At 45.3% G+C, this 25264-nt stretch carries 16 protein-coding genes and 1 pseudogene; 11 read left to right on the top strand and 6 right to left on the bottom strand.

Annotated elements, in window-relative coordinates; translation table 11 throughout:
* Positions 1–78 precede the first annotated feature (78 nt).
* The 4 genes and pseudogenes from IRE19_RS10540 (at position 79) to IRE19_RS10525 (ending at position 5930) form a co-directional block, all read left to right on the top strand.
* The gene (locus IRE19_RS10540; protein ID WP_203340355.1) at positions 79–2166 is read left to right on the top strand and encodes a BglG family transcription antiterminator; all 2088 of its coding nucleotides are present in this window, start codon (positions 79–81) and stop codon (positions 2164–2166) included.
* 4 nt (positions 2167–2170) lie between these two features.
* The gene (locus IRE19_RS10535) at positions 2171–3310 is read left to right on the top strand and encodes a mannitol-1-phosphate 5-dehydrogenase (protein ID WP_203340354.1); all 1140 of its coding nucleotides are present in this window, start codon (positions 2171–2173) and stop codon (positions 3308–3310) included.
* 351 nt (positions 3311–3661) lie between these two features.
* Complete coding sequence (locus IRE19_RS10530; RefSeq protein WP_203340353.1) at positions 3662–5161, top strand: malate:quinone oxidoreductase; 1500 nt, start codon at positions 3662–3664, stop codon at positions 5159–5161.
* Positions 5162–5290: 129 nt separating this feature from the next.
* Positions 5291–5930, top strand: a pseudogene (locus IRE19_RS10525) (O-methyltransferase).
* A 59-nt stretch (positions 5931–5989) separates the two neighbouring features.
* Here the strand turns inward: IRE19_RS10525 and IRE19_RS10520 are convergent.
* From IRE19_RS10520 to glcT, 4 genes are all read right to left on the bottom strand, one after another.
* The gene (locus IRE19_RS10520; protein WP_203340352.1) at positions 5990–6532 is read right to left on the bottom strand and encodes an ECF transporter S component; all 543 of its coding nucleotides are present in this window, start codon (positions 6530–6532) and stop codon (positions 5990–5992) included.
* A gap of 97 nt (positions 6533–6629) precedes the next feature.
* The gene (locus tag IRE19_RS10515) at positions 6630–7451 is read right to left on the bottom strand and encodes an endonuclease/exonuclease/phosphatase family protein (RefSeq protein WP_203340351.1); all 822 of its coding nucleotides are present in this window, start codon (positions 7449–7451) and stop codon (positions 6630–6632) included.
* Positions 7452–7548: 97 nt separating this feature from the next.
* Positions 7549–9585 carry a glucose-specific PTS transporter subunit IIBC gene (gene ptsG / locus IRE19_RS10510; RefSeq protein ID WP_203340350.1) on the bottom strand — a complete coding sequence of 679 codons (2037 nt, stop codon included), beginning with the start codon at positions 9583–9585 and terminating at the stop codon, positions 7549–7551.
* A gap of 163 nt (positions 9586–9748) precedes the next feature.
* Entirely contained in the window at positions 9749–10591 is an 843-nt protein-coding gene (glcT, locus tag IRE19_RS10505) for a glucose PTS transporter transcription antiterminator GlcT (RefSeq protein ID WP_203340349.1), read from the bottom strand.
* Between the two features lie 252 nt (positions 10592–10843).
* On the opposite strand from glcT, the gene IRE19_RS10500 reads away from it, so the two are divergent.
* Positions 10844–11725: a Cof-type HAD-IIB family hydrolase gene (locus IRE19_RS10500; protein ID WP_203340348.1), complete on the top strand. Its 882-nt coding sequence runs from the start codon at positions 10844–10846 to the stop codon at positions 11723–11725.
* 137 nt (positions 11726–11862) lie between these two features.
* Here the strand turns inward: IRE19_RS10500 and IRE19_RS10495 are convergent, their stop codons facing one another.
* Positions 11863–12846 (bottom strand): cation diffusion facilitator family transporter, encoded by a 984-nt coding sequence (locus tag IRE19_RS10495; RefSeq protein WP_203340347.1) that lies wholly within the window; start codon positions 12844–12846, stop codon positions 11863–11865.
* A gap of 167 nt (positions 12847–13013) precedes the next feature.
* Positions 13014–14273 carry a YeeE/YedE family protein gene (locus tag IRE19_RS10490; protein ID WP_203340346.1) on the bottom strand — a complete coding sequence of 420 codons (1260 nt, stop codon included), beginning with the start codon at positions 14271–14273 and terminating at the stop codon, positions 13014–13016.
* 228 nt (positions 14274–14501) lie between these two features.
* On the opposite strand from IRE19_RS10490, the gene mnmH reads away from it, so the two are divergent.
* The 6 genes from mnmH to IRE19_RS10460 all read left to right on the top strand — a co-directional run bounded on the left by mnmH (position 14502) and on the right by IRE19_RS10460 (position 25221).
* Entirely contained in the window at positions 14502–15551 is a 1050-nt protein-coding gene (mnmH, locus tag IRE19_RS10485; RefSeq protein WP_203340345.1) for a tRNA 2-selenouridine(34) synthase MnmH, read from the top strand.
* A gap of 500 nt (positions 15552–16051) precedes the next feature.
* Positions 16052–18145: an Ig-like domain-containing protein gene (locus tag IRE19_RS10480; protein ID WP_203340344.1), complete on the top strand. Its 2094-nt coding sequence runs from the start codon at positions 16052–16054 to the stop codon at positions 18143–18145.
* A gap of 489 nt (positions 18146–18634) precedes the next feature.
* On the top strand, positions 18635–21790 hold the full coding sequence (locus IRE19_RS10475; RefSeq protein WP_203340343.1) for a DEAD/DEAH box helicase: 3156 nt from the start codon (positions 18635–18637) through the stop codon (positions 21788–21790).
* Positions 21791–21947: 157 nt separating this feature from the next.
* Positions 21948–22562 (top strand): NUDIX hydrolase, encoded by a 615-nt coding sequence (locus IRE19_RS10470; RefSeq protein ID WP_203340413.1) that lies wholly within the window; start codon positions 21948–21950, stop codon positions 22560–22562.
* Positions 22563–22707: 145 nt separating this feature from the next.
* Positions 22708–23781 (top strand): branched-chain amino acid aminotransferase, encoded by a 1074-nt coding sequence (locus IRE19_RS10465; protein ID WP_203340342.1) that lies wholly within the window; start codon positions 22708–22710, stop codon positions 23779–23781.
* Positions 23782–24021: 240 nt separating this feature from the next.
* Entirely contained in the window at positions 24022–25221 is a 1200-nt protein-coding gene (locus tag IRE19_RS10460) for a multidrug effflux MFS transporter (RefSeq protein WP_203340341.1), read from the top strand.
* Positions 25222–25264: the final 43 nt, after the last annotated feature.

The raw sequence follows: 25264 nt of genomic DNA, 5'->3' as shown, positions 1-25264 counted from the left end.
CGGGGATTCCTGCCTTTTTGTTCTATTTACATTTCCGGGTCCGGCAGAAGGCATTCTAAAGTGAAATGAGTGAGATGAATGTTTATCACATTTAGGGAAAAGTCCATTATCGAATTGATTGTCAGGACCTCGGGTCAGCATACCGTACAATCGCTGTCTTCCTATTTGACCGTCAGTGCCCGGACCATCCAACGGGATTTAAAATCAATCGGAAAAATGCTGAAGGATTTTGATTTAACCGTCCAGCGTACGGCAGAAGAAGGTCTTTTTATTGCAGGGAAAAACGAACAGGTCTACCGGCTGATACAAAATTTGATCAGCGTCAGCCCAGCAGATGAAGCCCCCGAAGAGAGAAAGCTGAAATTGCTGATCATTTTAATGGAGGAAGGCCCCTTTTTTAAAAAACAGGTGCTGGCCGGCCAATTGGGAATCAGTACGGCCACTTTAACGGCTCATTTGGAGGATTTAACCGCATGGTTGCAGAAGTTCTTTATTGAAGTGTCGATAACGAGAGGCGTCGGAGTGGAAGTAGATGGCACGGAAGCCAACAAACGCCATGCCATAAGCAATTATGTTCTCGCTTATTTTTATGAAGAAATGGTCGAATGCCTGTATTTTCTCCAACAAGGGAAAAAGCAGGAAGAGAAAATCCTTGGTTATTTTTCGCCGGACTACCTGGCTGCTGTCGATGAACTGGTGAATCGAAAAATCAATAAAGAACAAAACCGGTTGGCGGATAGCGATTATATGGGACTGGTCGTTTACAGTTGCCTGGCTCTTCAAAGGACACAAGCCGGATTTCTGTTGGATCCGGAAGATGGAATCGGAAATGATTACGGCAATGAGTACCAATTGATGGAAGAGGTTTGCAATGAATTGAAAGAGCGTTTGTCGGCCCAGTTGAGCAAAGCCGATGTCCATTTTTTAACGGTGATTTTAAAGGGCTCGAAAGTCCAAGCAGCTGACTTGGCTTACTATGACAGCGTGTTGCTTGGGCGTCTGATCAAAAACTTGATCCGCGATGTTTCAGAGCAGCTGCATGTTGACTTGGTGAATGATTTCTCCTTGTATCAAGGGCTTCTGGCGCATATGGGTCCTTCCATTTTCCGTTTAAAGCAGCACCTTGAATCGTTCAATCCTTTGACGGACGAAATCAGACGGAAATATCCGGTATTGTTTATGGCGGTCAAGCAAGGGTTGGAAAATGAATTCAAGGACTTGGCGTTTTCCGCAGATGAGACGGCCTTTATTGTCCTGCATTTCGGTTCGGCTTTACTGATGAACGAGGAGCAGGTTCGAATTAATGCAGTCGTTATTTGTCCGACCGGCATCGGGACTTCTAAAATGCTCGCAAGCCGGATCCAAAAAGAGCTCCCTGAAATCAATTCAGTGGAAGTGCTATCGCTCAATGATTTCCAAAAAACGCATTTTCAAAATTATGACCTGGTGATCTCGACAATCAGGCTGCCTGTTGCCGAAGTCGATTATATTATGGTCAGCCCTTTGCTGAGTGACAGGGATATCGGCTATATTGAAAGCTATTTGCAGAATAACGTGGAAAAGCTAACCAGCAACAAGCATTATTTGAATCCTAAAGATTTGCCCGAAGCACAAGCCGCTAGCAACCAGCCTACTATACAAACTATGCTGCAGGAAATAAAAGAAGTGCAAAGCAGCATGGAAGCGATCCTCGCCAATTTTAAAGTCATCCACAAACCGTTGGCAAAAGACCATTGGGAAGTGTTGCAGGAAGTGGTTGAAATGGCCGAAGGGGCTGGATTGCTAACGGATATAGCCGCGGCCATGCTGGAACTGAAAGAGCGGGAGAAGAAAGGCGGATTGGGCATTCCAAATACCCATATGGCGCTTTTCCATTGCCGGGAGGATTCGGTTCAAGAGCTGCTCTTTCAAGTGATCCATTTGGACTCGCCCCTTACCGTTAAAGGGATGGATGGAGAAGACATGCAGATGAAGAACCTGCTGCTCATGCTGGCTCCTGAAAAGCTGACGGCCAAAGAGCAGGAAGTACTCAGTTTGATCAGCACCAGCCTCATTGAAAGTGATGAATCGAGGATGATTTTTTCATCTTCCAATGAAAAGGCAATTCGGCAGAAGCTCGAGCACATTTTCTTGGATTATCTACAAAATAATTTGATAAAGGGATGATTAGATGAGACAAACCGTCCATTTTGGAGCAGGAAACATTGGCAGAGGGTTTATTGGGGCTTTATTTTCCGAATCAGGCTATCATGTGACCTTCGTGGATGTGGCTGAACAAGTCATCAACAAGCTCAATGAAGAAAAAGGCTACCAGGTGAAGCTTGCTCAATCACAGGAAGAAACGATCAGCATCGGAAACGTTTCAGGCATCAATAACATGACGCATGAAGATGACGTCATTGAAGCGATCCAACAGGCTACGTATTTGACCACAGCGATCGGCCCGAATATCCTGCCGAGAATCGCACCGCTGATCGCCCGCGGTTTGGCTAAACGTGTGGCGGCAACAGATGACAAACTCTACGTTATCGCTTGTGAAAATCAAATTGGTGCAACGGATATCCTGAAACAGCATATACTGGATAATCTCGATGAAGAGACGAAGAACCAGTTGGAAGGGAAAGTCTATTTCTTCAACTCAGCGGTTGACCGCATTGTGCCGATACAGGATCAAAGTTCATTGGACGTTTTGGTTGAACCGTATTACGAATGGGTCGTGGAAACGGCAGAAGACATTCCACAGGTAACGGGCATGAAAATGGTGGCAGACCTTGCACCGTTCATCGAACGGAAGTTGTTTACCGTGAATACAGGACATGCCGTCATTGCATATCTTGGTTATCTGGCAGGAAAATCGACGATCGACGAAACCTTGGCTGATGAGGAAATCGTCACGCAGGTAAGAGAAACGCTGAAAGAAACCGGAGCGTACTTGGTGAAGGAATACGGCCTTGATGAAGAAGGGCATCTCGCTTACATCAATAAAAACATTGAGCGTTTTAAAAATGCCTATCTCAACGACGGCGTCACCCGAGTGGGACGTGCACCTATCCGGAAGCTGGGTCCTGAAGACCGCCTGATCCGTCCGGCAACGCAGGCGCAAAAAGCAGGCTTGCCTTACACGCATTTAGCCAAGGCAATTGCAGCTGCGCTATTGTTCGACCATCCAGAGGATGAAGAGGCAATGAAGATACAAGAGATGATCCGTGAAACGGGTCCAGAAGGTGTCCTGAAAACAATCAGTGGCCTGTCGGAAGACAGCGATATAACCAAAGAAGTGGTGCGTCAGTATAAGACATTACAAGGCTGACAATAGGTGACAATAAAAGCTGGATTTCCATAACAAAATAGATTTTATAATGTGCTGAAAAGATACAATAGCCGCTTTATAAAAGAGCGCCCAAATGCTGACATTCTGGAGAATGACTGCATTTGGGCTTTTCAGGCTCAATTCCTCTTAAAACAGGCATCTTTCTTTTGTAGCCGTATCACTTGAGGTATAATAAACAGGCAAAATCAAATGGGTATAATCCGGAAATATGATATAATTATATAATTGAAGCAGAAAAGGTGTGTTTTTTGGTTGTGCCTGGCTTTTTGTATTATTTGATCAGGAGCAAGCTGCACCTATTTGCAAATATACGGGATAAGGAAGGTTATAATGGACAACCTACAGAAAAAAAGAAACATCATCTTAATCGGTGCTGGCGTCATGAGCGCGACTTTAGGGTCTATGCTTAAAGAATTGGCACCAGACTGGAACATCAAAGTATTTGAAAAGCTTGAAAAAGCAGGGTCTGAAAGTTCCAACGAATGGAATAACGCAGGAACAGGACATGCTGCACTTTGTGAGCTTAACTATACACCGGAACAGGCTGATGGCTCGATCGACATCAAAAAAGCCATCAACATCAACGAGCAGTTCCAACTTTCGAGACAATTTTGGTCTTTCCTTGTAAACAACAAACGCATCAGCAATCCACAGGACTTCATCATGTCGATCCCTCACATGAGTATGGTTCAAGGAGAAGATAACGTTCGTTTTTTGAATAAACGATTTGAAGCATTGTCGGCCAGCCCTTTGTTCAAAGGCATGGAATATTCAGCTGACCCTGCAAAATTGAAAGAATGGATTCCATTAATCATGGAAGGCCGTCCTTCTGGTGAAGCGATTGCTGCTACAAAAATCGACTCTGGGACTGACGTCAACTTTGGCGCATTAACGGAGATGCTGTTCGACCACTTGAAAGAAGAGCAAGTCGAAATCAATTACAAACATGCAGTCAAAGACATTAAACGCAGTGGCGATGGCACATGGGAAGTAAAAGTTCAGGACTTGGTAAACGATAAAATTGAATACCATAACGCTGATTTTGTCTTTATTGGCGGCGGTGGCGGAAGCTTGCCATTACTTCAGAAAACAGGCATTCCAGAATCCAAGCATATCGGCGGATTCCCGGTCAGCGGACTGTTCCTGGTCTGCAACGACCCTGAAATCGTTGAGCAGCATCATGCAAAAGTATACGGAAAAGCGAAAGTCGGAGCTCCACCAATGTCCGTACCACATTTGGATACACGTTTTATCGACAACAAGAAATCTTTGCTGTTCGGGCCATTTGCAGGATTCTCTCCAAAATTCCTGAAAACAGGATCGAATATGGACTTGATCGGATCTGTAAAACCGAACAACGTCTTCACGATGCTGGCTGCAGGAGCAAAAGAATTGTCATTGACGAAATACCTTGTTCAGCAAGTCATGCTGTCAAATGAGAAACGCGTAGAAGAATTGCGTGAATTCATTCCGACTGCCAAACTTGAAGACTGGGATGTAGTCGTAGCAGGCCAACGTGTTCAAGTAATCAAGGACACGGATAAAGGCAAAGGCACTTTGCAGTTCGGTACAGAAATTGTAACGGCTGCCGATGGCTCGATTGCTGCATTGCTGGGAGCTTCTCCAGGTGCATCCACAGCTGTACATGCGATGCTGGAAATCTTCCAAAGATGTTTCCCGGATCATGTTGGCGAATGGGAACCGAAGATTAAAGAAATGGTTCCGTCGTATGGCATGTCCTTGTCTGAAAACCCGGATCTTCTTCAGGAAATCCATACTTCAACTGCGAAAGCACTTCAATTGGACGAAAAAAGCCCAATCGAAATATGATAATACCCAAAGCCCCTTGCATCAAATCTGATGCAAGGGGCTTTTTTTGGACAGTTGCGAATGCAAAGGGCTACAATTCAATTTATACATGGTTAAAAAAGTAAATTAACAAAAAAGGAGTTTCTGAGCATGAAAAAAATCAATCAATACATTGAGACTGTTTTCACTGAACAAGATTCAGTATTGGAAGGGGTCATCTCTTCTATTGAAGAAAAAGGCATGCCATCGATTTCCGTATCACCGTCATCCGGAAAACTGCTGACGATGCTGGTTTCGGTCGCAGGCGCCAAAAACGTATTGGAGATTGGGGCGCTTGGCGGGTAGCGGCATTTGCCTGGCGCGTGGATTCAACAGTCCTGAAGGGCGGTTGACTTCCCTGGAGCTTGAGGAACAGTATGCTGAACTTGCCCAAAGCAATTTAACGAAAGCCGGGTTTGGTGAACAGGTCTCGTACATGACTGGAGCGGCTTTAGAGAGCCTCAACAAACTGGCGGCAGAAAACCGCAAGTTTGATTTCTTCTTTATCGATGCAGACAAAGTGAACTACGAAAATTACTTGAATGGCTGCCTGAAGCTGGCGGAGCCTGGTGCATTAATCGTAGCGGACAACGTATTGGCAAGAGGGACGGTGGCAGATGACGCAGCTGAAACGAGCCGTCATACCGAAGTGATGAGGGCATTCAACCAAGTCGTGGCAAACCATCCTCAGCTCGAATCCTTATTGATTCCAATAGGTGACGGCCTGACCGTATCGAAAGTAAAGAACTGAAAAAAAGAGCGTGTCTGAATTTCAGACACGCTCTTTTTTGAATAGCTTCGCATAAAAGCTTATTTAAAAAACGGAGTTTTCTTTAAAGCGACGGCTACTGGGATCGCGATGATCAGTCCAACTGTATTTTGGACAAGATTTCCGGGGATCGAAGCGGCCGGAATAATCCAGCTGCTGAAAATGATGGCTTCACCGAGGTAGTAAATAGCTACCATTAAAGGGATTGAAACGACAGCGGCTAAAATATTGAAACCTGTGCTGCCGCCTTTTCTGCCCCCGGACCACGCAATCTTTCCGACCAGGTAACCCTGCAGGCCGCGCGCTAAGAAGGTGATCGGTGCCCACAAAGTCCAGCCGGAAACCAAATCGAACAGCCCCATGCCGATCGCACCGGCAATCATTCCTTTTTTAGGGCCAAACAAGATGGCAATGACGAAAAGCATGGCGGTCCCGAGATGGACAAGCCCGCCATTTGCTGCAATCGGCAGGCGGATGTTCAATAACAAAGTAGCGACAAAGACAAGTGCAATGGCCATAGAGCTTAAAATCAAATCAAAAGTACGGGAATTGGCTGCGGGTGAATAGCTGGTTGTTTTCTGCATTATTGGTTACCTTCCTATCTTTTCTTTTTCAGATAAGATTAGCAGAGGACTGAACCAGTTGAAAGTGCCAATTCTGAACAAAACTTAGGGGTCAGTTTTAAATTGACTGGGATGATTCTGATTCTTCAGGAATACGCACTTCAACTTCTACGCCGAAATGGTCGGAGAGGATGGACTTATTCCGGTTGTTGAAAATGACTTTGGACGACAGCACCGGGAAGGGTTTACTCATTAAAATCAAGTCGATGCGCAGGTCTTGCTTATTGTCATTCCATCCAGTAATTTTCCCTTCAACAGTAGTTCCCTGATCTTTCTGATCGGCCAACTCATACGTATCGTAAAGGCCGTGGCTGATCAAGTAATCATAGCCCTCTCCCCGCAGCGCAGCGCTGTTGTTGAAGTCACCCATCAGAAAAACAGGTGAATCAGTTTCCATCTGCTGCAAAAGCCTGTCTGCCTGCTGTTTGAAAGGTTCTTCTTCGTCTGTCCACCAGCCCATATGGCAGGAATAGAAGGACATTGGAAGCCCGCAAAAGTCGATTTGGGCACCGATGATTTTGCGCGTTTTCCAATAAGTGCTGTCTGTGCTTAAGCTGACGAAAAAGGATTCCTCTTTACTGATTGGGTATTTCGTCAATATCGCGACGCCTTCTTCATAGATGCCATAAACCAGATGCGAAAAACTCCAAACAAATGAATAATCGTGGACACCAATTTTTTCAAGTTCCTCCAGCAGTTTGATGCCGTAATTATCCTTTTTGATATCTCCGTAAAGCAGTTCGGCATCAATCGATTGATTGACTTCCTGAAGCGCGATGACGTCATAGGCTTTTTCTTTGATGGTATCTGCCAAATACCGTATTTTTTCAAGTTGATTTTCTTCGTGCCAGGCATGGCAGTTCAAGGTCAAGAGTTTCATCTGTTACAGCTCCTCCATTTAATCATTTATAAAGTAAAGCCCGGCTGCATACGGAATTTTTTCGAATACAGCCGGGCTTTTAAAGGGTCTTTCTAAATTAAACGACAGGCTCCCCATGTACAATTTCCATGATGTCCATATCTTTAGCTGCTATTGAGCCGGACTTTTTAAGCTTGATCGATTGGCCTTCTTCAAGGTTCGTGAAGACAACTGGCGTAATGATGGACGACGCGTTTTTAGCGATGTAATCCAAGTCCATTTCCATCAGAAGCTGTCCCTGTTCAACAATATCGCCTTGTTCAATATGTGAAGTGAAACCTTCACCTTTCAAATTGACTGTATCGATACCGATGTGGATCAGAATTTCTGTGCCGTTGTCTGCCGCGATGCCAATGGCATGTTTGGTAGGGAAGACCGTAACGACTGTGCCGTTTACCGGAGAAAAGACTTTTCCTTCTGCCGGTTTGATGGCAAACCCATCTCCAACCATCTTGCCTGAGAATACCTGATCAGGTACTTCTGAAATCGGCAGGAGTTCACCGGTAATCGGGCTATTGAATTCTAAAGGTGTTTCTGTAGCCGCTGCTGTTTCAGCAGGAGCGGCTGTTTTTGTTGCTGCACGAGGCTTTTTGCCGCTGATGATGTCTTGCATTTGGCCACGCAAGCTGTCGGAGACAGGTCCGAAAATAGCCTGGATGTTATTGCCGACTTCCATAACACCGGATGCACCAAGTTTTTTCAATCTGTTTTTATCAACATTGCCTTTGTCTGCTACGCTGACACGGAGACGCGTGATACATGCATCCAAATGGGTGATGTTTTCTTGTCCGCCCATAGCGGCAAGGATTTCGTATGGCAATTCGCCAACTTCTCCTGTTTCTTCATCGCCTTCTTCATCTTCTTCACGTCCAGGCGTCATCAAATTGAATTTCTTGATGGCAAAACGGAAACCGAAGTAGTAGATGACCGAGAACACAAGACCGACGACGATGACCCAGAACCATTCAGTTCTGCCAGGCATGACCCCGAAGAGCAGGAAGTCGATCAGTCCACCGGAGAATGTCATACCGATTTTAACGTTTAACAAGTGCATCGTCATGAACGACAGACCCGCGAAAACTGCGTGAATACCGAACAGAACAGGTGCAACAAACAAGAATGAGAACTCAAGTGGCTCTGTGATCCCTGTAAGGAATGATGTCAAAGCACCTGAAAGCATGATGCCGCCGACAATTTTCTTTTTCTCAGGGCGTGCACAATGATAGATAGCAAGTGCCGCAGCCGGAAGGCCGAACATCATGAACGGGAATTTACCGGTCATGAAGGTACCAGCTGTAAAGTCAACGCCGTCTTGCAATTGGGCAAAGAAGATGCGCTGATCGCCGCGGATGATTTCACCTGCAGCATTTGTATATTGGCCAAATTCAAACCAGAATGGTGAGTAGAAAATATGGTGCAAACCAAAAGGAATCAATGAACGTTCAATGGTTCCGAAAACGAATGCTGCAAGCGTACGGTTTGTTTCCAGCATAAAGTGGGACAATGCGTTCAAACCGGTTTGAGCGAATGGCCAAACCAGGAACATAACGATTCCAAGAAAAACAGCAGAGAACGCAGTAATAATCGGAACAAAGCGTTTGCCTGCAAAGAATCCTAAAAACTGTGGCAATTGGATATTGAAGAACTTATTGTACATAAACGCTGCCAGAACACCGACGATAATCCCGCCGAAGACTCCGGTTTGCAATGTAGGAATGCCCAAGACATTGGCATATGCGGGATCAGTGGTCATTTCCATAGTGATTCCGCCAAAGGCTTTCATGGTGACGTTCATAATCAGGTAACCGATGATGGCAGCAAGTCCTGCTACTCCATCACCACCGGCCAGGCCGATCGCGACACCTACTGCGAACAGCAAGGGCAGGTTATCGAAAATAACACCGCCGGCTTCCGCCATAATGAATAATAATTGCTGAATCCAGCCAGCTCCCATAAACGGAACCGCTTCCAAAAATGAGTCTTGTGCAAAGCTTGTACCGAAAGCCAGCAGGATACCGGCAGCGGGCAAGAGTGCAACTGGCAGCATGAGTGCTTTACCGACTTTTTGCAGCGTGCCGAACAAATTGAATGACATGTAGTTTCCTCCTCGATGGTGCGAATATAAAAAATGGCCAATTGAACACATAATAAAAGGCATGAGCAGAAAAGGGAAAAGTCAATAAAAGGACAGAGTTGTCCTGTTGAGTAACTTTTCATCTTTTCATACTCATGCCTGATCGAATCAGTAACACGTATGGTCAGAATTTATGTGTCAAGCGCTGCAGGTGAATCGTCAAATACATGACTTCAGCTTCATCTACGGGCTTATTCAATTGGTTTTGCATAACTTTAATGAGCTTCCAAGCAAGATTATAGCACACGGGATATTCGCTTTTCAACATGGCAGCTAATTTATTTTCTTCTCCCAATGGAGCTCCTTTATCGGCGCGGTCAATGGCCCGGTGAAGGTGCTGGATAAGGCGGTGGTAGTCGATATTGTCTTTTTCCAGTTGGATGTCCAAACTGTCTTCAATAATTTTCACCATTTTTGAAAGCAAGGCATGGTACCGGTTGATGTCGCGCAGGGACTTGTCTGTGACGGCGCTGTGGATATGCAAGGCGATAAAACCGATTTCCCCTTCAGGAAATGAAACACCGGTCCGCTCTTCGACTTTTTTCACCACGTCTTTGGCTACCAGGTATTCTTTGGGATACAAAGATTCAATTTCGAACAGAAAAGGATTGGAGAATTGAATGTCTTTTTTTGCCCGGTTAATGGCAAAGGCGATATGGTCAGTCAGTGCTACGTGAATGTGTTCGTTCAATTCCTTACCCATTTTTTCTTCGATGAAAAGCAGCAGTTCATGGATGAAAGCAATCAGTTTTTCTTCGATATAAGGAAGCAGATTGACGTATTGCTCCATTTCCTTTTCGTCTTTCAGCAAAAATGTTTTATCTGCTTCATCAAAAGGGACCGTGTCGCCTTTTTTTCGATTAAAACCCAGCCCGTTGCCGATTAGGACGACTTCTTTATAGTCATCGTGGTTGGCAATGACGACATTATTATTCAATACTTTTTGAATGGTCAAGATCTGTTTCATTTCAACCTCCATCTGCCGCCTGGCTTAATGCCGGTCTGACGTGCTTGCATAAATGATTTATTCTTTATTGGATAAACGGTTCCTGGCACCGGAAATAAAAATCTGAAAACTTCTGTATCCTTTATTCTAACATTTCCATCTCTTGTGCAATAGATATTAATCCCAGCGGGAATGGGCATTCATTGAGTTTGAAAAAAGCATGGCGTATACTGAGGCTGAATCAATTGTATTTAACTATCAGGAGGTCATACAGTGGCAATCAACCCGAAAGCCATCTTTTTGGATATGGATGGCACTATTTTAAATCATTTTAACGAAGTGAGCCTGGATACAAAAGAAGTTATAGACAAATTGCGAAACGAAGGCATATATGTTTTTGTGGCGACAGGCAGATCCGCAGATGAAGTGGCAGAAATGCTTCCGGAAGGATTTGCGGTGGATGGCATCATCACGGCGAACGGCATGGCGGGATATATTGGAGAAGAAGTCGTCTTTGAGCATGCGCTGCCAATGGAGTTGGTGGAAACCATCATCACAAAAGCGCGTGAACGAAAAATCTATTACGAATTGTTCCCGCACGGCAGCAATCGCCTGGTGCTCGAACAGGACAAAGCATTTGTCGAATCAGCAGTTCGGGAACCAAAGCCGGATTCCGTTCAGATCAACGAATGGATCTCCCGCCAAAAAGCGATTGAAGAAGAAATTGAATGGACAGATGAAATAACCGGAAGCCATTTCTCCAAATTTTACTTTTTTGCAAGAACCCGCGAGGAAATAAATGATTGGAAAATCGAACTGAAGCAGCTGCAAAAAGATATGAAGTTTACGATGACCCCCTCATCTCCGCATAATGCTGAAGTGATGGTCGCTGATGTCAACAAAGCATCAGGAATCGAACAGATGCTGGAGCGCTTTGGTTTAACCGGTTGTGAGACATTGGCCATTGGAGACAGTGACAACGATGTCAAAATGTTTGAGTATGTGACGCATGCGGTGGCGATGCAAAATGCAGCCCCACATATTAAGGCGTTGGTGGATGAAGTGACAGAGTTTACCTGTGATGAAAACGGCGTCTATCATTACCTGAACACAAAAGTACTGGCTGAAATCAATGCAAAAGCACCCAGAGTGTAGTAGTGGAAGTGAAGAAAAGGGAATGTGCCAGATGTCTCCGTGCATAGGGGGATTTCCTTTTTCCATGTATTCATGAAAACAACCCGTTCCAAGAAAGGAAAATCCTTTTCTGGAACGGGTTGTTTTTGGCTTTTAAATTAGTGCTGTTCTTCGTCCACAGCTTTTTTCCATGTAGGCAGACCATCGTCTTCGTCAAATTCGATGATGATATCAGTAACATTTTTTACGTTTTCTTTAATTTTTTCTTCGATGTAATCGCGGATATCATCGGCTTCGGCGATAGTCATTTGAGGATCGACTTCTATTTTTAATTCGACATGGAGACTGTCGCCTTCTTTAATGACATTCAAGTCCTGAATATCGTTGATCTGCGGATGCTGCAGGATTCGAGCACCCATTCTGGCCTGCATTTTCACATCGGCAACTCCAAGAGCCCCTGCCGCGTTATCCAGGAAGATGCGGCCGACAACTAAAATAAGGGCAACGCCGATAATGATTGAGGCATAACCGGTGGCACTGTGGAAAGGTGTGTAAGTAGCGATGACAATGGCCAGCATCGCAAGAAGTGCTCCGCCGACGGCAACGTTGTCTTCTAAAAAGACCAGTTTCGAAGCAGGGTTGGCACCTTTTACATGCTTATAACTTTCCGAAATTATTTTTAATCCTTTTGTTTGTTCTTTTGGCAAATGTTCTGTAATTTCTTTCATGGCTTTGTAAAGAACAGCAGACTCCAATAGCGCTGCTGCGCCAAGCACACCGATATTCAGCCAGAACCAATCTTCTGAATGGGTGGCATCGGAAATGTGATGGATTCCTTCCACAATGGTTTCATAAGCCAGTACACCGACAATCAATACAGCCCCCAGCAGCACGAGGTTGACCAAGCGTCCGAATCCTCCAGGGAAACGTTCTGTCGGTTCTTTTTTGCTGAACGCAGAACCGATGAAAACGAAAAACTGGTTGGCGGCATCTCCGAAACTGTGCATCATTTCAGCAAACATCGCTACATTTCCGGTAATCAAATAGGCAGCGGTTTTAATAAGAGCAACTACAGTATTGACGATGGCTGCCAATAAAGCCGATTTGGTTCCGAACTTCATTAAGCCAAAAAATTCTTTCATAAAGTTTTCTCCTCTCCATTATGGCGTCGATTGGATTTAGCGCTATTTAGTTTATTTCCCTTAAGATGAACATTGAAAACCAAAGGGATCGAAAGGCATCTTATCGAAAAAATCCCACAAAAAAACAGGCGGTCGGGATGTCCCGACCGCCTGTTTTTAAAAGAAATTTAACACACGGAATCATTGGATTTAGGTACCGACAACCCGAACAGAGGGCGGAGGTACAATGCTACAAATGTTCCGGCTAAGGCCAGGATGCCCCAAATATAACCATGAAGGCTGAATGACGCAATGCCGCCGAAATAAGCACCGATGTTGCAGCCGAATGCCAAACGGGCACCGTAACCCATCATTAGACCACCAATTACAGAAGCGAAGAAGTTGCCTACTTTCACTTTCGTGAATTTGAACAAACCGCCGGCCGCTGAAGCAAGGAAAGCCCCAATGATTACACCGAAGTTCAAAATTGTCGTAGAGTCTGCAAAGATCGAAGACTCGAGCATAGCAGCATTGGCACCTTGCCAATAACCCCAGCTTGCTACATCCACGCCGAACAATTCAGCGATTTTTGAGCCCCAAAGAGCAAATGCCGATGTGATGCCCCAAGGTGTACCGCGGACCATCAATGTTACTGCATTTAATACAGCCAGAACGATCGCCGCTGCAAATAAAGGCCATGAACCGCGGAAAATCCGTTTCCATCCAGAAGCGGATGGAAGAGGTGCCATTTTCGGAGAACGTCTCTTTTTCTCAATAACCAAACTGATCAAAGCGACCAAGCCGAAAATGACAATCGATACAAGCCAAGCACCGCCATAACCGAGTCCGGTTGATGTTGCCAAAGAAATCGGTTCAAACGCCGGCATTTCTTCTGTCCAGAACGGTAAATGGTAAGCACCGACGGTTGTTCCGATAATGAAGAACAGCAATGTCACGAACATGACAGTACGTCCGCCGCCAATGGCATACAAAGTGCCGGAAGCACAGCCGCCGCCAAGCTGCATGCCGATACCGAAGACAAATGCACCGACAACCAGGCTGACGCCTACAGGGGAAACATAGCCTGCCACGCCCGTTCCGAAGAACGAGTAGCCGTACGCTAAAATTGGCGCAAACAAAGTGACTGCCACAGCCAGCATCAGCATATGGGCCCGCATGGCTTGTCCGTTGCCGACCGATGCCAAGCGACGGAATGCAGAAGTGAAGCCGAAGCGTGCATGGAACAAGGTATAGCCAAGCAACAGGCCGATGATCAACAAGATAGGTTGTGAGATATGTTGAGTAGCCAACAAATAAATCGTCAACAAAGCGGCAACGACCAATCCGCCGACGATCAACGAAACTTGAGGGCTGTTTAAAGCTGTATCTTTTCGTGCAACCGGGTCTAGTGCTTCATTGACCGGTTGAACTTTCGTTATAGAAGTCATGAAATCATCCTTTTCTTAGTGAGTTAGTCGGGAATACTCCGTTATCATAATGCCTCAACCTTGCGGTGTCAACGAAAATCGCTCATTTGAATAGGGTAGATACTGGATTTGTAAGTTAAATAATAGAGTGCGTACCAAGTCAAAACAAGCAGCCAAAAACGAAAACTGCTCCAGATGGGTGTATACTAATAGAATGATGAAAAAGAGTGCGTGTTTGGAGGAAAATAGATGTTCAGTGATATTGCAGTAGAAGACTTGATTCCGTTAAGTGAAAAGAACAAAATGGTCCTGATCGATGTACGGTCGCCATCTGAATATAAGAATTTCTCGATTCCCGGCAGCATCAATATTCCTTTTTTTGATGATGCAGAGCGGGCGGAAATTGGAACTCTTTATAAACAAGTGAGTGTAGCGGCAGCGAAAGAGCGCGGCCTCGCGATTATATCTGCCAAACTTCCAGAGTTTGTGAAGCAATTTAAACAAGTTGAAGGCAATAAAACGGTATTTTGCTGGCGCGGCGGTATGCGCAGCCGGACAACAGCCACGCTCCTGTCGTTGATGGATGTCCATGTCAGCCGGCTGGAAGGCGGCATCCGTGAATACCGGAGATGGGTTCTCAATCAGCTTGAGCAGTCCGAAGCGCCTTTTAAGGCATATGTGTTGAACGGCCTGACCGGAACGGGCAAAACCCGAATTCTGAAAGCACTGGAAGAGCAAGGGTATCCGGTTATCGATCTGGAAGGGCTCGCCAATCACAAAGGCTCGATTTTTGGGCACATTGGCGTTGAACCCCATAACCAGAAAGTATTCGATTCCTTATTTGTCCAGCAATTTCGGGAACTGGAAAAAGCACCGTTTGTTCTATTTGAAGCTGAAAGTTCACGGATCGGCAAGGTAGTCATCCCCAATTGGGTGATGGAACTGAAAGCCAACAGCATCCAGCTCATCATAGACATGCCGATGGAAGAAAGAATCAAAGAAATCATCGAAGATTATCGTCCTGAAGAATATCAGGATGAGTGCATCGCCGCTTTCCAACGCATCAAAACCCGGATGCCACAGGATGTCTCGAAACAGATTGAAGAGGATCTGGAAACAGGTGAATTTGCTTCTGCTGTGCGTCTGTTGCTGGAGTTTTATTACGATTCCCGCTACAAGCACACCGGCCTTCAATATCCGGACCAGCAAAAGAAAGTACTTCAGGTCCGTAACCTGGAAGAAGCGATCGAAGCGATAAAAGAGCAGATTCCCGAACCTGAAAAGTCTTCGGTAAGCTGAGTCCTATCAAAATTGTAAGCGGGCTGTCCCATAAGGTCATGAAAAATGGCTTTTAGTGGGCAGCCCTTTTTTGCATACAAAAAAGGGCGATTGTCCATTTCGACGGACGCTTTCCGCGGGCACGGCCTCAGCCGGTTGCACCGTCTTCACCACGCGCTGTTCCCGCAGGAGTCGCCGCCTGGTGCTTCGGATCCTTGAGTGAAGGTTTTCTTGATCTGGTGGAATTACTTTTATTCACAATTTTCAGCTTTCTATTGAATAAAATGCGTCTTCAACAAGCAAAAAAATTTTTTTCAAAAAGCGATATTTAATGTAATTTAAATTACATTTTAATGGTACTATAAATCCAGTAACTTATACCTAATTCGTTTTCTTAAAAGTAGTAAAATGAGCTTCAGAAAAGATTCGGGATTTTCCGTTTGTATACTGAGACTGTTTTGTTTCTTTGTAGAATCTTGTTGAAGGTATAGAAATTATACCAATGAGAGAAGGTTCTACCTATGAAGAATAAATTATTGTTGAAAGTGATTTTTGTAGCTGTGCTGCTATTTTCTTTTTCCTTCACTATGACTGCACAGGCTGCAAGTAACCAATTGTTGAGTGATGGCAGCTATGTAGCAGGCCAGGAAATACCGGCAGGATTAACTCATCTCAGCATCCAAAAAGGAACAGCTTATTTATCTATTCTAACTGCAGAAGGTGCAGAAATTACAGAAATACTGGATGGCACAAATGAATTCAGCTCCAATCAATTTACCACTCGTTTGAAAGCTGGAGATGAAGTGGAGATTTCTTTATACGATGGAGCAGCGGGTGTAGCAGTCAAACAAATTTCTGCAATAGACCTTAAAAATTTAAGCGCGGGCTTCTATCAAGTAGGAACGGATATCCCTGCGGGCACTTATTCATTTAATTTGGATAAACCTGCGGACAATTACGATTACGCTATGATCGAAATTTACGATAACAAATGGAATTATAAAGAATCATTTGACCTCTCTCCAAAGCAAGTGTCAGGGACCTATAAGCTTGCTAAAGGAGATCAATTCTATATTTCTTATCTGTCAGGAACTATGAAGGCGCAAACAGTCATTACGACTCCCCAGAGCATCACGTTAAACAAGTCGAGCCTTTCGCTAGTAGTAGGAAATACAGGGAATCTAACAGCCGCAATCAATCCTTCGACTGCTCTTGATAAATCCGTCACATGGAAAAGCAGCCATCCAGGAATTGCGGCAGTGGATGCAAAAGGTACCGTTAAAGCTGTGAAGGCTGGAACAGCCACCATTACTGCAACAGCAAAAAGTGCAGCTGGAATCAGTAAAAGTATTAAAGTGACGGTCACCAATATCCTCCCTACTAGTCTTAAACTGAGTAAATCAGCATTGAACATCTCCAATAACCAAAAGGTAAAAATAACAGCCACCGTTTCGCCGGCTACTGCAGCAGATAAGACGGTTATTTGGAAAAGTTCAAATACAAAAGTGGCGACTGTTGATTCCCAAGGGACAATAAAAGGATTAGTTAATGGCTCAGCCACGATTACAGCTACATCAAAAGCCAATGCAAAAATATATAAAACTGTAACAGTCAAGGTTTCAACTAAAACAGTTAAAGTGAACAAGACAGCCCTTTCATTAATAGCGGGCAAGACCGAGACGCTTAAGGCCACGACTGCTCCTGCTGACAGCGTGGATAAAACAGCCACTTGGAAATCGTCAAATACGAAGGTTTCCACGGTGGATAGCAAAGGCAAAGTAACGGCAAAAGCCAAAGGTACAGCAACTGTGACAGCAACGGTTAAAGGTGCAAAAGAAGTTAAAGTAAAAATTACTGTAACAGCACCCATTGCAGCCAGTTCAGTGAAAGTGCACAAAACTTCCTTTACTTTGAACAAAGGAAATTCGTATACACTGATTCCTACTGTCAGCCCAAGCAATACAACCAATAAAACAATCAAGTGGAAGTCTGCCAATACAAAAATAGCGACAGTGGACAGTAAAGGGAAAGTAACGGCTGTGGGTTCAGGCACGGTGAAAATTACAGCAACAACTACTAACGGAAAAATCGCTACAGCTTCCGTCACAGTGCCATACGTCAAGACTCTAAGTGCCGGCAAATGGAAAGGCGGAACGCATTTACCGGCTGGGCGATATAAAATGACAACGAAATCAGGAAGTGGAAATCTGTTTATCGCAGAAAATGACTATGATCGTTACGTCAATGAAATCCTATCAAGTGAAGATGATGGATTTGGTGTTACCGCAGTCACTACAGATATAAAATCAGGTGACTCTATTGAAATCATGGGATTGGAAAATGTGCAGTTCACGCGTGTAGCCAATGTGATGTCTAATACTTTGCATTCAGGATACTGGACAGTTGGGAAAGACGTAGCAGCCGGAAGATATAAAATAACCACCACAAGTGAATTTGGGAATTTATTCATCTATCGGGGAAGCAATCTGCAAGTCAATGAAATTCTGACCAATAAAAAGCAGAAATACGCGGTTACCAGTGTCACAACCACACTGAAGAATGGTGATCGCATTCAAATTTCCAACCTCAATAAAGTAATTTTCACCAAGCAATAAAATCTACTGAAAAAAGACCTTCCTCTTAGAGAAAGGTCTTTTTTCGGTTCAGAGTATAAACAAGGTCTATGCAAAATGACTAGCGTGGCTAGTCTATTCGAATGTGTCTAGCTTATATGAAATAGATAAACTCGCTAATCGGTTCAAAAAAATCTACTAAACCCTTCACCCAGGGATTTGGAGCGCAAGTCGGCGACTCCTGCGGAAGAACGGAGTGATGAGACCCCGCAGGAGTTTGCGACGAGGAGGCTCAGCGCTTCGTCCGCGGAAAGCGTCCGCCTGGAGCGCAAAATCCGATGTAAATCCGATGAAATGTGTAATCTTGCTGTAAAAGCTACGAGTATTCTTTGGAGTAATCAAAATTTACAAGTGCAGACCAAAAGTTAGCTGAGTTGATTCACCCTAGGCAGTCAGAGATAATGGAGAGAGCAGCAAAATGCTATACAACTGTTTCCGGTATTCAGGCATATACAGGAAGGAACTGGCCTTATGAACTTCTCACTTAATGAAACAAAAATAAAAAAATTATGCGGTCAGGCTGCTTTCAAAAAGGGCCGGGCTTTTATTCAGGCAGGCAAAATCCAGTTATCGCCGGATCCGAATGAAGATCGGCTGATGAAAGGGGTCGTCAGCGGACGCAATGAATTTTACGTCAGCGTTAAACAGGAAGCAGACGGGGAAATCCTGGCTTCCTGCAGCTGTCCGCCAGTCGGGTTTGTGTCGACTTATTGCCATCATATTGCCGGCGTCTTGTTGGCGATTGAGGACATGCAGCAGCGTGAGAATCCGGCTATGAAAATGCTCAGTGTATTCACGCGGCAAACAGCCGGCACAAAAGGAAGACGGCAGTATTTCGACAAACGGCAAACGCTTCAAATTGAATTCAGCATCCTGCCGGTTTTAATGGGAAAATCGGGTTATATGCTGGGTCTGCGGATTGCTGGGGGAATAACGAACCTGGAACCGATTCGTGATATAGGAGGGTTCTTGGCTGCGGTAAGGACGGAAGAAGCGTATAGTGAATCACCGGGCTTTTCTTACGCACCACCGGACCACCGCCTTGAAGATGACACTGAAAAAGTCCTCGATTATTTGGCGAAAACCCGAATGGCCGGAGTTGGAAATCTTGAGCAAACTGATTTATTGGTGATGGCTGCATCGGATTGGGAGCGGCTGCTGCCTTTAATGCAAGCCGCACCTAACGTCAAACTTATAGGGGCAGGACGGATTATCGAAGGCATCCGTATCGAAAAGGAAATGCCGCTATCTTTCCATTTCGATAAAAACCGATCAGGTGGATTTCGGCTGGATGTAGAAGGGCTGGAAGAAGTGCTGATTCTGAAGGCTTACGACATGGCAATTGCGGATGGCGCTCTATACCATTTGGCTGAAGAAGATGCCAGGCGCCTTGCGGAACTGAAGGAAATGCTGCCTGGCTCAATCGACCAGCTGATCATTCCATCACAGGAAATGGATCGATTTATGGCGACGGTTGCCCCTGGGTTGGAGCGTTTAGGAAAAGTGCATATTTCAGATGCCGTAGCAGAGCGGCTGGTGGAAACCCCTCTACGCGCCAAACTGTTTCTCGACCGCATCAAACACCGGCTGCTGGCCGGAGTGGAATTCCATTACGGACATTCGGTCATCAATCCATGTGAAGAGCCGGAAGACGAATTCCGCCATTACCCGGGAGTCCGCAGACAGCGAGAGCAGGAACAGGAAATCCTGCGAATCATGAAAGACAGTGCATTTACACAAACTGAAGGCGGCTTCTACATGCAGGATGAAGAAGCGGAATACCAGTTTCTTTATCATGTCATTCCAGTACTGGAAGAATTGATGCAAATTTACGCAACGACAGCTGTGAAGCTGCGAGTCCAAAAAAATTATGGCGGCCCTAAAGTGAAAGTTGAAATCAGTGAACGCACTGATTGGCTGGAGTTCCGTTTCGACCTTCAGGATATACCGGAAGCAGAAATCAAAAAGATTCTAAAGGCATTGGAGGAAAAGCGGCCTTATTACCGCATCCCTAACGGAACGTTAATGTCTTTGGAGACGGCAGAATTCCTTGATTTAAGTGAATTTCTGCGTGAATTGGATATCACCGCAGCCAATTTTGGCAGAGAAGAGATCCGGATTCCATTGGTTCATGGGCTGCATTTGGCCGCATCATTGGATGAGGGACAGCTTCTTGATCCCGGAGCCGGCTTTGCGCACCTTCTGCAAAATTTGAATCGTCCGGAAGAGCTCGATTCAGACATACCGGAAAGTTTGAACGGTGTACTCCGCGATTACCAGGAAGCGGGTTTCCGTTGGCTCAAGCTGTTGGCCAAGTATAAATTCGGCGGAATCTTGGCTGATGACATGGGACTCGGCAAAACCTTGCAGAGCATCGCTTTCATCGTATCGATGCTGTCGGATATCCGTAAGCGTCAGCAGCCTGTGCTTGTGGTTGCGCCTTCATCGCTCGTTTATAACTGGTTGAACGAACTGACGAAGTTCGCACCAGCTGTAAAAGCCAAGATCATCGATGGCAATAAAACACAGCGGGCATCTTTGGTTAAAAACTCACAAGAGATGGATGTCATCATCACTTCCTATCCTTCCTTGCGCATGGATCAAGTACTGTACCGGGATCAACATTTTCATACGGTATTTTTTGATGAAGCACAGGCGTTTAAGAATCCTGTGACACAAACGGCGAAGGCCGTCAGAGGGATTCAGGCGGATTATCGCTTTGCGCTTACCGGTACGCCGATTGAAAATTCGCTCGACGAGTTATGGTCCATTTTCAATGTGGTGTTTCCGGAGTTGTTGCCAAACCGCAGGCTGTTCAGCGAGATGAGACGTGACAGCATCAAAAAGCGGGTGCGGCCATTCATTCTGCGCCGCATCAAGACGGAGGTTTTAACGGAACTTCCGGATAAAGTAGAGACAATCCAATTTTCGGATCTTCAGAAAGAGCAGAAGAAATTATACGCAGCTTATTTAGCTGAGTTGAAACAGGATGCACTGAAACATTTGAACAAAGACAGCTTCCAAAAGAACCGCATCCGAATTTTGGCCGGATTGACCAGGCTGCGCCAACTTTGTTGCCATCCCGCATTATTTGTGGAAGGTTATGAAGGAGGTTCCGCCAAATTTGATCAGTTGATGGAGATTGTAGAGGAATGCCGTCTTTCCGGAAGGCGTGTGCTGGTATTTTCGCAATTTACTCAAATGCTGGGCCTCATTGGCCGTCAATTGGCAAAAGAAGGGGTGCCTTATTTTTACCTGGATGGCCAAACGCCGCCTATGGAGCGGGTGGACTTATGCAGCCGCTTCAATGAAGGGGAAGGCGATTTGTTTTTGATTTCCCTGAAAGCCGGAGGGACAGGCCTGAATCTGACGGGCGCTGACACAGTCATTCTTTACGACTTGTGGTGGAATCCGGCTGTCGAACAGCAAGCTGCTGACCGGGCACATCGCATGGGACAGAAAAAGGAAGTGCAAGTGGTTCGGCTTGTCGCGAAAGGCACCATCGAAGAAAAGATCAATGAGTTGCAGATGAAAAAGAAAAACCTGATCGATGATGTCATCCAGTCAGGAGAAGAACCGCTGAAAGCCATGTCAGCTGATGATATCCGGGAAATTTTGACGATGTAATCCTATGAGTGTTGCTTATTTATGCCGTTTCAACGGTCAGTGTTATGAAAAATCCCCGCTGACCGAATTTTTTATGGATTCAACTAAAGAGCTTCTTCGAAAAGGAATTATTGTGTGGGTTTTGGTAAAATGGTTGAAAGAGAGCCGAGGTGTTGATATGGATCCGAAAAGCATGCTGGAAAAAGTGAAAAACCGGGTTCCTGATGTATTAGGGAATAAGGATTTTTCTAAATACGCCATTCTTTTGCCCCTTATCGAAAAAAAGGGAGAAATTCATGTCCTCTTTGAAGTCCGCTCATACGATTTAAGAAACCAGCCAGGCGAGATTTGTTTTCCAGGCGGCAAAATCGATTTCCAGGATCAGACCGAAGAAGACACGGCGGTCCGGGAAACGATTGAAGAACTGGGAATCAAAAGAGAAGAAATTTCGAATATCTTTCCATTGGACTACATCGTTTCGCCTTTTGGCATGATTGTCTACACATTTGCCGGCATTATCGATCCTGAAGCCGAATTCAGCCCGAATCCGCCGGAAGTAGATAGCATCTTTACGGTGCCGCTGTCTTTTTTCCTGGAAAAAGAACCGAAAGTGTACAGCATCAACTTTGATATCCAGCCGGAAGAAAGCTTTCCCTATGATTTGATTGCCGGAGGAGAAAATTACAATTGGCGGACGCGCCAGGTTGATGAGTTTTTTTATATTTATGACGACAAAGTTATTTGGGGATTGACCGCAAAAATACTTGCCCACTTTATTGAGATCATTCGCTGAATGGTCTTTTTGTTTTGGAAGAAAACGGGTCTTTTATCGTAATTTTTGAATTATGGCTGCCGAAGCTTTTAAAGGGCGGCAAGAACGTGTATAATTATTCATATTACTGATAATTATAATTATTTTCACAAAAGGAGTCCTGACGATGACTACATATCAGCTTGAGGTTATTGAAAATACCAGCAAAAAAGAAAAACCAGTGAAAGATCAAGTACCATTCGGGACTACGTTCACAGATCATATGTATATCTTGGAATACGAAACTGAAAAAGGCTGGTATGATCCAAAAATCGTTCCGTACGGCCCGATCAGCCTGGATCCGGCAGCGATGATTTTCCATTATGGCCAAACAGTCTTTGAAGGAATGAAAGCTTACCGTACAGAAGATGGCCGTATTTTATTGTTCCGTCCGGAAAAGAACTTTGAGCGTCTGAATCTTTCAAGCGAGCGCTTGAGCATTCCGTCAATTGATGAACAACAAGCTTTGGAGCATTTGACGCAATTGATCAAGCTTGAAAAGGAATGGGTACCGAAAACACCCGGAACTTCCCTGTATATCCGCCCTTATATCATTTCAACAGACGCCAACCTGGCAGTCGGACCGTCTCAAACCTATAAATACATGGTGATCTTGTCACCGGTCGGATCTTACTTCCCAGGTGGCCTTCAGCCGGTTGTCATCCATGTGGAAGACAAGTTCACCCGTGCTGTAAAAGGCGGCACCGGTATGGCCAAAACCGCCGGAAACTATTCATCGGGTTACCAGGCTCAAGCGAATGCCAAGAAAGAAGGCAACGCGGATGTCCTGTGGCTGGACGGCGTCGAGAAAAAATACATTGAAGAAGTCGGCAGCATGAACATTTTCTTCAAGATCAACGGCGAAGTGGTGACGCCTGAATTGAACGGCAGTATCTTGAAAGGCATCACGCGCATGTCCATTATCGAGTTGCTTGGCACATGGGGAATTAACGTAACAGAAAAACGCATTTCCATTGATGAACTGTATGAAGCCTATGAAGCAGGCCAAGTAGAGGAAGTCTTCGGCACCGGAACAGCTGCTGTTATTTCTCCGGTTGGAGAATTAAACTGGAAAGGCCAAAAAATGATCATCAACAACCATGAAATCGGTGAACTGTCGCAAAAACTATATGACACGATCACAGGCATCCAGACTGGGAAAGTTGAAGATACACTCGGTTGGACCGTAGAAGTAAAATAACAGCGAAAAAGTAAATCTGAAGCCCGTCGCTGCCCGGTTATCCTTCGTGATAACTTGGCAACGACGGGCTTTTTATTGTGTTGAGCCAACAGCGATTCATAAATTAATGAAAATCAGCACATCATTGAAGAAAGACAGGAATTATTATGATATGGTAGAAAACAGCAATTTACCCTTGAGCCGGAAATCCAAACTTGGATCGACCTGCTTATTTTGACGGGAAAAGGAGTGTGTAAAGCAGTGAAAAGCATAACCGGTTTAAAGCGCGTCCATTTTATTTTGCTGATGGGCGCGTTAACATCCTTGATTCCGTTCACGATTGATATGTATTTGCCGGCATTTCCAATCTTAGCCGACGTCTATGAAACGAATGCCACTTCTGTTCAATTGAGCTTGACCGCTTGCCTGCTTGGGCTGGCACTCGGCCAATTGATCGCCGGCGCACTCAGTGATATGCAGGGGAGACGCAAGCCGTTGCTAATTTCCCTGGTTGCTTATGCAATAGCGTCGGTAGCCTGCATTTTTGCTCCGAACATCTACATATTTATTCTTTTGCGCTTTGTACAGGGATTTGCGGCTTCAGGCGGGCTGGTTATTTCCCGGGCAATCGTACGGGATGTCAGCAGTGGAGCGGAATTGACCAGATTGTTCGCTTTACTGATGGTCGTAAACAACCTGGTGCCATTACTGGCGCCTTCTGTCGGCAGCGGAGTGCTGTTGTTTGCCGACTGGCGCGGAATTTTCCTGGTGCTGACCGTATTGGGGATCGTCTTGCTGCTGATTTCGGCTTTCCGCTTAAAGGAAAGTCTGCCTCCCGAAAAGCGCGTCCCGAGCAACTTAAAATCGACGTTCAGCAATTTCGCGGGAATTCTGAAGAACCGCCAGTTTACCGGTTACGCATTGGCGCAAGGCTTTCTGATCGGAGGTGTTTTCGCCTATGTGTCTGGAACGCCTTTCATCTATCAAAATATTTACGGCGTTTCACCTCAGGTGTTCAGCCTGTTGTTTGGTATGAATGGCATCGGTTTGATCATCGGAAGTTACGCTGTCGGCCGGTTCTCGCATGTCTGGTCTGAGAAACGCTTTCTGGAAACAGCTCTATACGGCGCAACTGCCGCTGGTGCGGTTCTGCTGGCCGTTGTTTTACTGGACGGGCCTTTGTGGGCAGTTGTCATTCCGATTTTCTTTTTCGTCATGTCGATCGGTGTGGTCGGAACGGCCGCATTCACACTCGCTATGGAAAGCCAGGGCCATGTAGCTGGAAGTGCTTCTGCGCTATTGGGGCTGTTGCCTTTCGTTTTAGGGGCTGCGACAGCTCCACTTGTAGGGATTGCTGGAGAAAATACCGCAGTGCCAATGGGACTCGTCATTTTCTCTATGTGTGCTATCGCCTTATTGGCTTATCTCCTATTGGTGAAAAATTCAACTTCAACGATTTAAACTCACGAAAGCCCAGAGATTTCTGGGCTTTTTGTAATGCGTT

This window comes from Planococcus beijingensis, assembly GCF_016820615.1.
Lineage (GTDB): Bacteria > Bacillota > Bacilli > Bacillales_A > Planococcaceae > Planococcus > Planococcus notacanthi.
This window is presented reverse-complemented; position numbering and strand designations above follow the sequence as displayed.

What these genes read in the sequence shown, in the direction of transcription:
- IRE19_RS10490 (WP_203340346.1), bottom strand. Translation starts at nt 14,273, where the DNA reads ATGACTTCTATAACGAAAGTTCAACCGGTCAATGAAGCACTAGACCCG.
- IRE19_RS10520 (WP_203340352.1), bottom strand. Translation starts at nt 6,532, where the DNA reads ATGCAGAAAACAACCAGCTATTCACCCGCAGCCAATTCCCGTACTTTT.
- IRE19_RS10530 (WP_203340353.1), top strand. Translation starts at nt 3,662, where the DNA reads ATGGACAACCTACAGAAAAAAAGAAACATCATCTTAATCGGTGCTGGC.
- ptsG (WP_203340350.1), bottom strand. Translation starts at nt 9,585, where the DNA reads ATGTCATTCAATTTGTTCGGCACGCTGCAAAAAGTCGGTAAAGCACTC.
- IRE19_RS10535 (WP_203340354.1), top strand. Translation starts at nt 2,171, where the DNA reads ATGAGACAAACCGTCCATTTTGGAGCAGGAAACATTGGCAGAGGGTTT.
- IRE19_RS10465 (WP_203340342.1), top strand. Translation starts at nt 22,708, where the DNA reads ATGACTACATATCAGCTTGAGGTTATTGAAAATACCAGCAAAAAAGAA.
- IRE19_RS10515 (WP_203340351.1), bottom strand. Translation starts at nt 7,451, where the DNA reads ATGAAACTCTTGACCTTGAACTGCCATGCCTGGCACGAAGAAAATCAA.
- IRE19_RS10540 (WP_203340355.1), top strand. Translation starts at nt 79, where the DNA reads ATGTTTATCACATTTAGGGAAAAGTCCATTATCGAATTGATTGTCAGG.
- mnmH (WP_203340345.1), top strand. Translation starts at nt 14,502, where the DNA reads ATGTTCAGTGATATTGCAGTAGAAGACTTGATTCCGTTAAGTGAAAAG.
- IRE19_RS10475 (WP_203340343.1), top strand. Translation starts at nt 18,635, where the DNA reads ATGAACTTCTCACTTAATGAAACAAAAATAAAAAAATTATGCGGTCAG.
- IRE19_RS10480 (WP_203340344.1), top strand. Translation starts at nt 16,052, where the DNA reads ATGAAGAATAAATTATTGTTGAAAGTGATTTTTGTAGCTGTGCTGCTA.
- glcT (WP_203340349.1), bottom strand. Translation starts at nt 10,591, where the DNA reads ATGAAACAGATCTTGACCATTCAAAAAGTATTGAATAATAATGTCGTC.
- IRE19_RS10495 (WP_203340347.1), bottom strand. Translation starts at nt 12,846, where the DNA reads ATGAAAGAATTTTTTGGCTTAATGAAGTTCGGAACCAAATCGGCTTTA.
- IRE19_RS10470 (WP_203340413.1), top strand. Translation starts at nt 21,948, where the DNA reads ATGGATCCGAAAAGCATGCTGGAAAAAGTGAAAAACCGGGTTCCTGAT.